Genomic DNA, 6,727 nt, shown 5'->3' with positions numbered 1-6,727 from the left:
CGGCCGGGGCCGGGGCGCGCACGGGCCACGCGCGGGGAACGGCCGAGGCCCCCCCCCCCCCCGACGCGGACGGGTGGGGGGCCCCGCGGCGGGGGGGGGGGTGGGCGCGGCGGCCGCTCGCCGCCCGCGGGTCCGGCGAAGGCACGGAGCGGGCGCGACCGCGACACGGTATTTCGATCCGAACAAGGAGCTTTTCTGTGGCTGATGGCAGCGGCCCGTACGACATCGTCGTCCTGGGTGGCGGTAGCGGTGGGTATGCCTGCGCTCTGCGGGCGGCCGAGCTGGGCAAGACGGTCGTCCTGATCGAGAAGGACAAGATCGGCGGCACGTGCCTGCACCGGGGGTGCATCCCCACCAAGGCTCTCCTGCACTCGGCGGAGGTCGCCGACGAGACGCGCGAGAGCGAGACCTACGGCGTCAAGGCCCGCTTCGAGGGCATCGACGTGCCCGCGGTCCACGCCTTCAAGGACAAGATCGTGACGCGTGCCTGGAAGGGCGTGCAGGGCCTGCTCAAGAGCAAGGGCATCACGATCGTCGAGGGTGAGGGCCGCCTGGTCGGGCCGAACCGGATCGCCGTCGGCTCCGACGTCTACGAGGGCCGCAACATCGTGCTGGCGACGGGCTCCGCCCCCCGGTCGCTGCCCGGCCTGGACATCGACGGCGAGCGGATCATCACCAGTGAGCACGCGCTCAAGCTGGACCGCGTGCCCGGCTCGGTGATCGTCCTGGGCGGCGGTGTCATCGGCGTCGAGTTCGCCAGCGTCTGGCGTTCCTTCGGTGCCGAGGTCACGGTCGTCGAGGGCCTGCCGCACCTGCTCCCGCTGGAGGAGGAGTCGAGCTCCAAGCTGCTCGAGCGCGCCTTCCGCCGCCGCGGCATCAAGCAGGAGCTGGGCGTCTTCTTCGAGAGCGTCAAGACCACCGACACCGGCGTGGTCGTCACGCTCGCCAACGGCAAGACCCTCGAGGCCGAGCTGCTGCTCGTCGCCGTCGGCCGCGGCGCCGTCACCTCGGGCATGGGCTTCGAGGAGGCGGGCATCGCGATCGAGCGCGGCACCGTCGTCGTGAACGAGTTCTGCCAGACCAGCGTGCCGGGCGTCTACGCCGTCGGCGACCTGATCCCGACCCTGCAGCTCGCCCACGCGGGCTTCGCCGAGGGCATCCTGGTCGCCGAGCACATCGCCGGGCTCAACCCGGTGCCGATCGACTACGACGGCGTGCCCCGGATCACCTACTCCGACCCCGAGGTCGCCTCGGTCGGCATCACCTCCGCCCAGGCGAGGGAGCGGGGCCACGAGGTCGTGGAGTTCACCTACGACCTCGCGGGCAACCCCAAGAGCCAGATCCTGCAGACGCAGGGCGCCGTGAAGATCATCTCGGAGAAGGACGGGCCCGTCCTCGGCGTGCACATGGTCGGCCGCCGCATCGGCGAGCTCGTGACCGAGGGACAGCTGATCTACAACTGGGAGGCCCTGCCCTCCGAGGTGGCCCAGCTCATCCACGCCCACCCGACCCAGTCCGAGGCCGTCGGCGAGGCGATGCTCGCCCTGGCCGGCAAGCCGTTGCACGTCCACAACTGATCCCAGCCCTCAGCCGGAACGCGAGAGAAGCCATCATGCCGAAGTCCGTACAGATGCCCCAGCTCGGCGAGAGCGTCACCGAGGGCACCGTCACCCGTTGGCTGAAGAAGGAGGGCGAGCGCGTCGAGGCCGACGAGCCGCTCCTCGAGGTATCAACCGACAAGGTCGACACCGAGATCCCGTCGCCCGCGGCGGGCATCATCGTCAAGATCGTCGTTGGTGAGGACGAGACCGTCGAGGTCGGCGCCGAGCTCGCCATCATCGACGAGAACGCCACCGAGGGGGCCACGCAGGCGCCCGCGCCCGCCCCGGCGCCCGCGCCCGCCCCGGCCCCGCCGATCTCCTCGATCCCGCAGCCCGCGCCGCAGGCCGCTCCCCCGGCTCCCGCCCCGGCCCCCGCCCCCGCCCCGGCTCCGCAGGCCGCCGCTCCGGCACCCGCCCCGGCTCCGGCTCCCGCCCCGCAGGCTCCCGCTCCGGCCGCCCCGGCCGCCGAGCCGGCGCCCGCCGGCGAGAGCCCGTACGTCACGCCGCTGGTGCGCAAGCTCGCCGGCGAGCACAACGTCGACCTGGAGGCGCTGAACGGCACCGGCGTCGGCGGGCGCATCCGCAAGCAGGACGTGCTCGAGGCGGCCCGCAGCCAGCGCGAGCAGGCCGCGGCCGCCCAGGCCCAGGCCCAGGCCGCCGCGCAGGCTCCGGCCCCGCAGGCCGCCGCCCCGGCCCAGGCCCCGGCGCCCGCCGCCGCCCCGGCCGCCGAGCCGGTCGCGGTGGACACCACGCTGCGTGGCCGTACCGAGAAGATGTCGCGCCTGCGTCAGACCATCGCCAAGCGCATGGTCGAGTCGCTGCAGGTCTCGGCCCAGCTCACCACCGTGGTCGAGGTCGACGTCACCAAGATCGCGCAGCTGCGCGACCGCGCGAAGGCGGAGTTCCAGCGGCGTGAGGGCGTCAAGCTCTCGTTCATGCCGTTCTTCGCCCTGGCCACCGTCGAGGCGCTCAAGCAGCACCCCAAGCTGAACGCCACGATCAACAGCGAGACCAACGAGGTCACCTACTTCGACACCGAGCACCTGGGCTTCGCGACGGACACCGAGCGCGGCCTGCTCGTCCCGGTGATCAAGGACGCGGGCGACCTCAACATCGCCGGTCTCGCCCGTAAGATCGCCGACCTGGCCGAGCGCACCCGCACCAACAAGGTGAGCCCGGACGAGATCACCGGCGGCACGTTCACGCTGACCAACACCGGCAGCCGTGGCGCGCTGTTCGACACGCCGATCCTCAACCAGCCGCAGGTCGGCATGCTGGGCACCGGCGCGGTCGTCAAGCGGCCCGTCGTCCTGGACACCCCGGAGGGCGAGGTCATCGCCGTCCGCTCGATGGTGTACCTCGCGCTCAGCTACGACCACCGCCTGGTCGACGGCGCCGACGCGGCCCGCTTCCTGACGACGGTCAAGCGCCGTCTCGAGGAGGGCCGTTTCGAGAACCAGCTGGGCCTCAACGCCTAGTCCCCGTTCTCTCCCACCGGGCCGGTCCGCGTTTCGCGGGCCGGCCCGGTCTGTTTCCCTCCCGCCCTTCCCGCCCGCCCGGCGCGCCACGAATCCGGTGACCGCCCGCTTTCCGAAGATCCCAGGGGAAGGTCGATTAGATTGGGTGACATGGCGACCATCGTGACCGGGTCCTCGGGCCTGCTGGGAACGGCTCTGGTCAAGGCGCTGCGGGCCGACGACACACGGGTGGTGTGTCTGGTCCGGCGGGAGCCGCGAGGCCCCGACGAGGCGTTCTGGGACCCGGCAAGGGGGATTCTCGATCCGGCGGCCGTCGCGGGCGCCGAGGCCGTGGTCCACCTCGCCGGGGCGAGCATCGGCGACCGGCGCTGGACCGACGACGTCAAGCGCGAGGTGGTCCGCAGCCGCGTCGAGGGCACCAGGACCCTGGTGAGGGCGCTGACCCAGGCCTCGGAACGGCCCGCCGCGCTGCTGTCCGGCTCCGCGATCGGCTTCTACGGCGACACCGGCGACCGCGAGGTCGACGAGTCCTTCCCGCCGGGCGAGGGTTTCCTCGCCCGGGAGGTGGTCGTCCCCTGGGAGGCGGAGACGGAGCCCGCAGCGGAGGCGGGCGTCCGGGTCGCGCTGCTCCGCACCGGCCTGGTGCTGAGCAAGGAGGGCGGCATGCTGGCCAGGATCCTGCCCGTCTTCAAACTGGGACTGGGCGCACCACTGGGGTCGGGCGGGCAGTACTGGTCGTGGATCTCGATCGACGACTGGGTCGAGGCCGTACGGCACGTCCTGCGGGATCCGGGGCTCTCGGGCCCGGTGAACCTGACCGCGCCGGAGCCGGTCACCAACGCGGAGTTCACCAGGACGCTCGCCCGGGCCGTGAGCCGCTCGGCGATGCCGCTGGCCGTACCCGGGTTCGTGCTGCGCACCGCCCTCGGGGAGTTCGCCCGGGAGGGCGTGCTCACCGGGCAGCGGGTGCTTCCCCGGCGCCTGATCGAGGCGGGCCACACGTTCCGGCATATGCGCCTCGGCGACGCACTGGCCGCCGTACTCTAGGGTCCCTGTTTCCGCTGACAGTAACTGGGAGATCGCATATGGGCAGATCGGGGCAGTCTCACATCCTCGCCATCGGGGGCGGATCGTTCCGTCTCTCCAGACGTCAGGGGGTTCTGGAGGCGAGCCCGCTGCTGCGCTACGCCCTCGACCTGACCGGCCAGGACCGGCCGAGGCTGGGCCTGCTCGCCACCGCGACGGGCGACGACTCCGAGTGGCTGCTGAAGATGTACGGCGCGTTCCGGGCCTGGGACGTCGAGATCAGCCACCTGACCGTCTTCCCGATGCCCAACGTGGAGGACCCGCGCGAGTGGATGCTGAGCCAGGACGTCATCTACGTCAGCGGCGGCAGCGTGGCCAACCTGGCGGCGCTGTGGCGGCTGCACGGCCTGGACGAGGCCTTCGCGGAGGCGTGGCGGGCGGGTGTGGTGCTGTCCGGGCAGAGCGCGGGGGCGCTGTGCTGGCACGTGGGCGGTAACACCGACTCCTTCGGGCCCGAGCTGCGGGTGTGGGCCGACGGCCTGGGCCTGCTGCCCTACTCGTGCGGCGTGCACTACAACTCCGACCCCCAGCGCCGCGAGCTGCTGCACCGGTCGGTGGCCTCCGGGGAGCTGCCCGGCGGCTACGCCGCGGACGAGGGTGTCGCGCTGCACTACGTGGGCACCGAGTTCATCCAGGCGGTGACCGTCGACCCGAAGGGCTACGCCTACCGGGTCGAGCACGAGGGGGAGAACGGGGTCAAGGAGTTCCGCATCGAGCCTCGCCTTCTCACGACTTGAGCCCGAACGGGTCAACTACTCTTTAACCGTGAATGAGCTGGCGATCGTTCGTCTTGGCGTTGACTTCCCCTATGAGCAGGCCTGGGATCTTCAGCGGCGCATCCACGCCCGCCGCGTGGCCGAGGAGATTCCCGACACCTGCCTGTTGCTAGAGCACGCGCCGGTCTACACGGCGGGCAAGCGTACGGCCGCGCACGAGCGGCCCGCGGACGGCACCCCGGTCATCGAGGTCGACCGGGGTGGCCGCATCACTTGGCACGGTCCCGGCCAGCTCGTCGGCTACCCGATCGTCAAGCTCGGAGACCGGCTGGACGTCGTGGCCTACGTGAGGCTGCTGGAGGAGACGCTCATCCGTGTCTGCGCCGACTTCGGGGTGCAGGTGGGGCGGGTCGAGGGGCGCAGCGGCGTCTGGGTGGCCGGAGACCCCTCCCACGGCCTGCCGGACCGCAACATCGGCGCGGTCGGGATCCGGGTCACGCGGGGCGTGACGATGCACGGTTTCGCGCTCAACTGCTCCAACGACCCGAGCTGGTACAACCGGATCGTCCCGTGCGGGATCAGCGACGCCGGGGTCTCCTCGCTGTCGGCGGAGACCGGGCGCAGGATCGTGGTCGACGAGGTCATGCCGTACGCCGAGAAGCACCTGGTCGAGGCGCTCGGCGCGCAGGCCTTCGACCTGCCGGAGGAGGACCTCTTCCGGCGCTGAGGTCGTGTTGTCTTGCGACGCCTGACGGCGTCGCAAGGGCGACACGGCACCTCGTGCGCGTCGTCGCTCCCATGAGACATAAGCTGAGTGGCGTGACCGTTGCTCCTGAAGGCCGAAAGCTCCTCCGCCTGGAGGTGCGCAACAGCCAGACCCCCATCGAGCGCAAGCCCCCGTGGATCAAGACCCGGATGAAGACCGGGCCCGAATACACCGAGCTCAAGTCGCTGGTGAAACGCGAGGGTCTGCACACGGTTTGCGAAGAGGCCGGCTGCCCCAACATCTACGAGTGCTGGGAGGACCGAGAGGCCACGTTCCTCATCGGTGGCGACCAGTGCACCCGCCGCTGCGACTTCTGTCAGATCGACACCGGCAAACCCGCCGAGTACGACACCGACGAGCCCCGCAGGGTCGCCGAGTCGGTCCAGCAGATGGGCCTGCGCTACGCCACGGTGACCGGTGTGGCCCGTGACGACCTGCCCGACGGCGGCGCCTGGCTGTACGCCGAGACCGCCCGGCAGATCCACGCGGCGGTGCCCGGCTGCGGCGTCGAGCTGCTGGTGCCCGACTTCAACGGCGACCAGGGGCAGCTCGAGGAGGTCTTCTCCGCCAAGCCCGAGGTGTTCGCGCACAACGTCGAGACCGTGCCGCGGATCTTCAAGCGCATCCGTCCCGCGTTCCGCTACGAGCGTTCCCTCGAGGTGATCACCAAGGCCCGCCGGGCCGGCATGGTGACCAAGTCCAACCTGATCCTCGGGATGGGCGAGGAGCGCGAGGAGATCGTCCAGGCCATGCGCGACCTGCACGAGGCCGGGTGCGACCTGCTGACCGTGACCCAGTACCTCCGCCCGACCCCGCGCCACCACCCGGTGGACCGCTGGGTGAAGCCCGAGGAGTTCGTCGAGCTCCAGAAGGAGGCCGAGGCCATCGGCTTCGCCGGAGTCCTGTCCGGCCCGCTGGTCCGTTCCTCCTATCGGGCCGGCCGCCTGTACCAGCAGGCCATCGAGGCCCGCCAGCACGCCTGACGGCGCTCACCGGGGGGGCCGGGGGGGGGCCCCGGGGGGGGGGGGGGGGCGTTGGGGGGTGTGGGGGAGCGCCGGGCCCCCCAGGGGGATTATTTGT

General features: G+C 71.6%; 6 protein-coding genes. All 6 read left to right on the top strand.

Annotated features, from left to right (window positions below):
- Positions 1-197 precede the first annotated feature (197 nt).
- The 6 genes from lpdA to lipA all read left to right on the top strand — a co-directional run bounded on the left by lpdA (position 198) and on the right by lipA (position 6,630).
- The gene (lpdA, locus tag AB0N02_RS47090) at positions 198-1,577 is read left to right on the top strand and encodes a dihydrolipoyl dehydrogenase (protein ID WP_363961687.1); all 1,380 of its coding nucleotides are present in this window, start codon (positions 198-200) and stop codon (positions 1,575-1,577) included.
- A 35-nt stretch (positions 1,578-1,612) separates the two neighbouring features.
- A complete protein-coding gene (sucB, locus tag AB0N02_RS47085; RefSeq protein WP_363961685.1) occupies positions 1,613-3,079 on the top strand; it encodes a 2-oxoglutarate dehydrogenase, E2 component, dihydrolipoamide succinyltransferase in 1,467 nt (488 codons plus the stop codon).
- A 150-nt stretch (positions 3,080-3,229) separates the two neighbouring features.
- The gene (locus tag AB0N02_RS47080; protein WP_363961683.1) at positions 3,230-4,126 is read left to right on the top strand and encodes a TIGR01777 family oxidoreductase; all 897 of its coding nucleotides are present in this window, start codon (positions 3,230-3,232) and stop codon (positions 4,124-4,126) included.
- Between the two features lie 38 nt (positions 4,127-4,164).
- Positions 4,165-4,902, top strand: a complete 738-nt coding sequence (locus tag AB0N02_RS47075; RefSeq protein WP_363961681.1) for a peptidase E — start codon at positions 4,165-4,167, stop codon at positions 4,900-4,902.
- A 28-nt stretch (positions 4,903-4,930) separates the two neighbouring features.
- Complete coding sequence (gene lipB / locus AB0N02_RS47070; RefSeq protein ID WP_363961679.1) at positions 4,931-5,608, top strand: lipoyl(octanoyl) transferase LipB; 678 nt, start codon at positions 4,931-4,933, stop codon at positions 5,606-5,608.
- 92 nt (positions 5,609-5,700) lie between these two features.
- Entirely contained in the window at positions 5,701-6,630 is a 930-nt protein-coding gene (gene lipA, locus AB0N02_RS47065; protein WP_363961677.1) for a lipoyl synthase, read from the top strand.
- Positions 6,631-6,727: the final 97 nt, after the last annotated feature.

It is taken from the genome of Streptosporangium sp. NPDC051022, from assembly GCF_040683035.1.
GTDB lineage: Bacteria > Actinomycetota > Actinomycetes > Streptosporangiales > Streptosporangiaceae > Streptosporangium.
The sequence above is the reverse complement of the archived record's forward strand: the minus strand, read 5'-3'. Positions and strand labels throughout refer to the sequence as shown.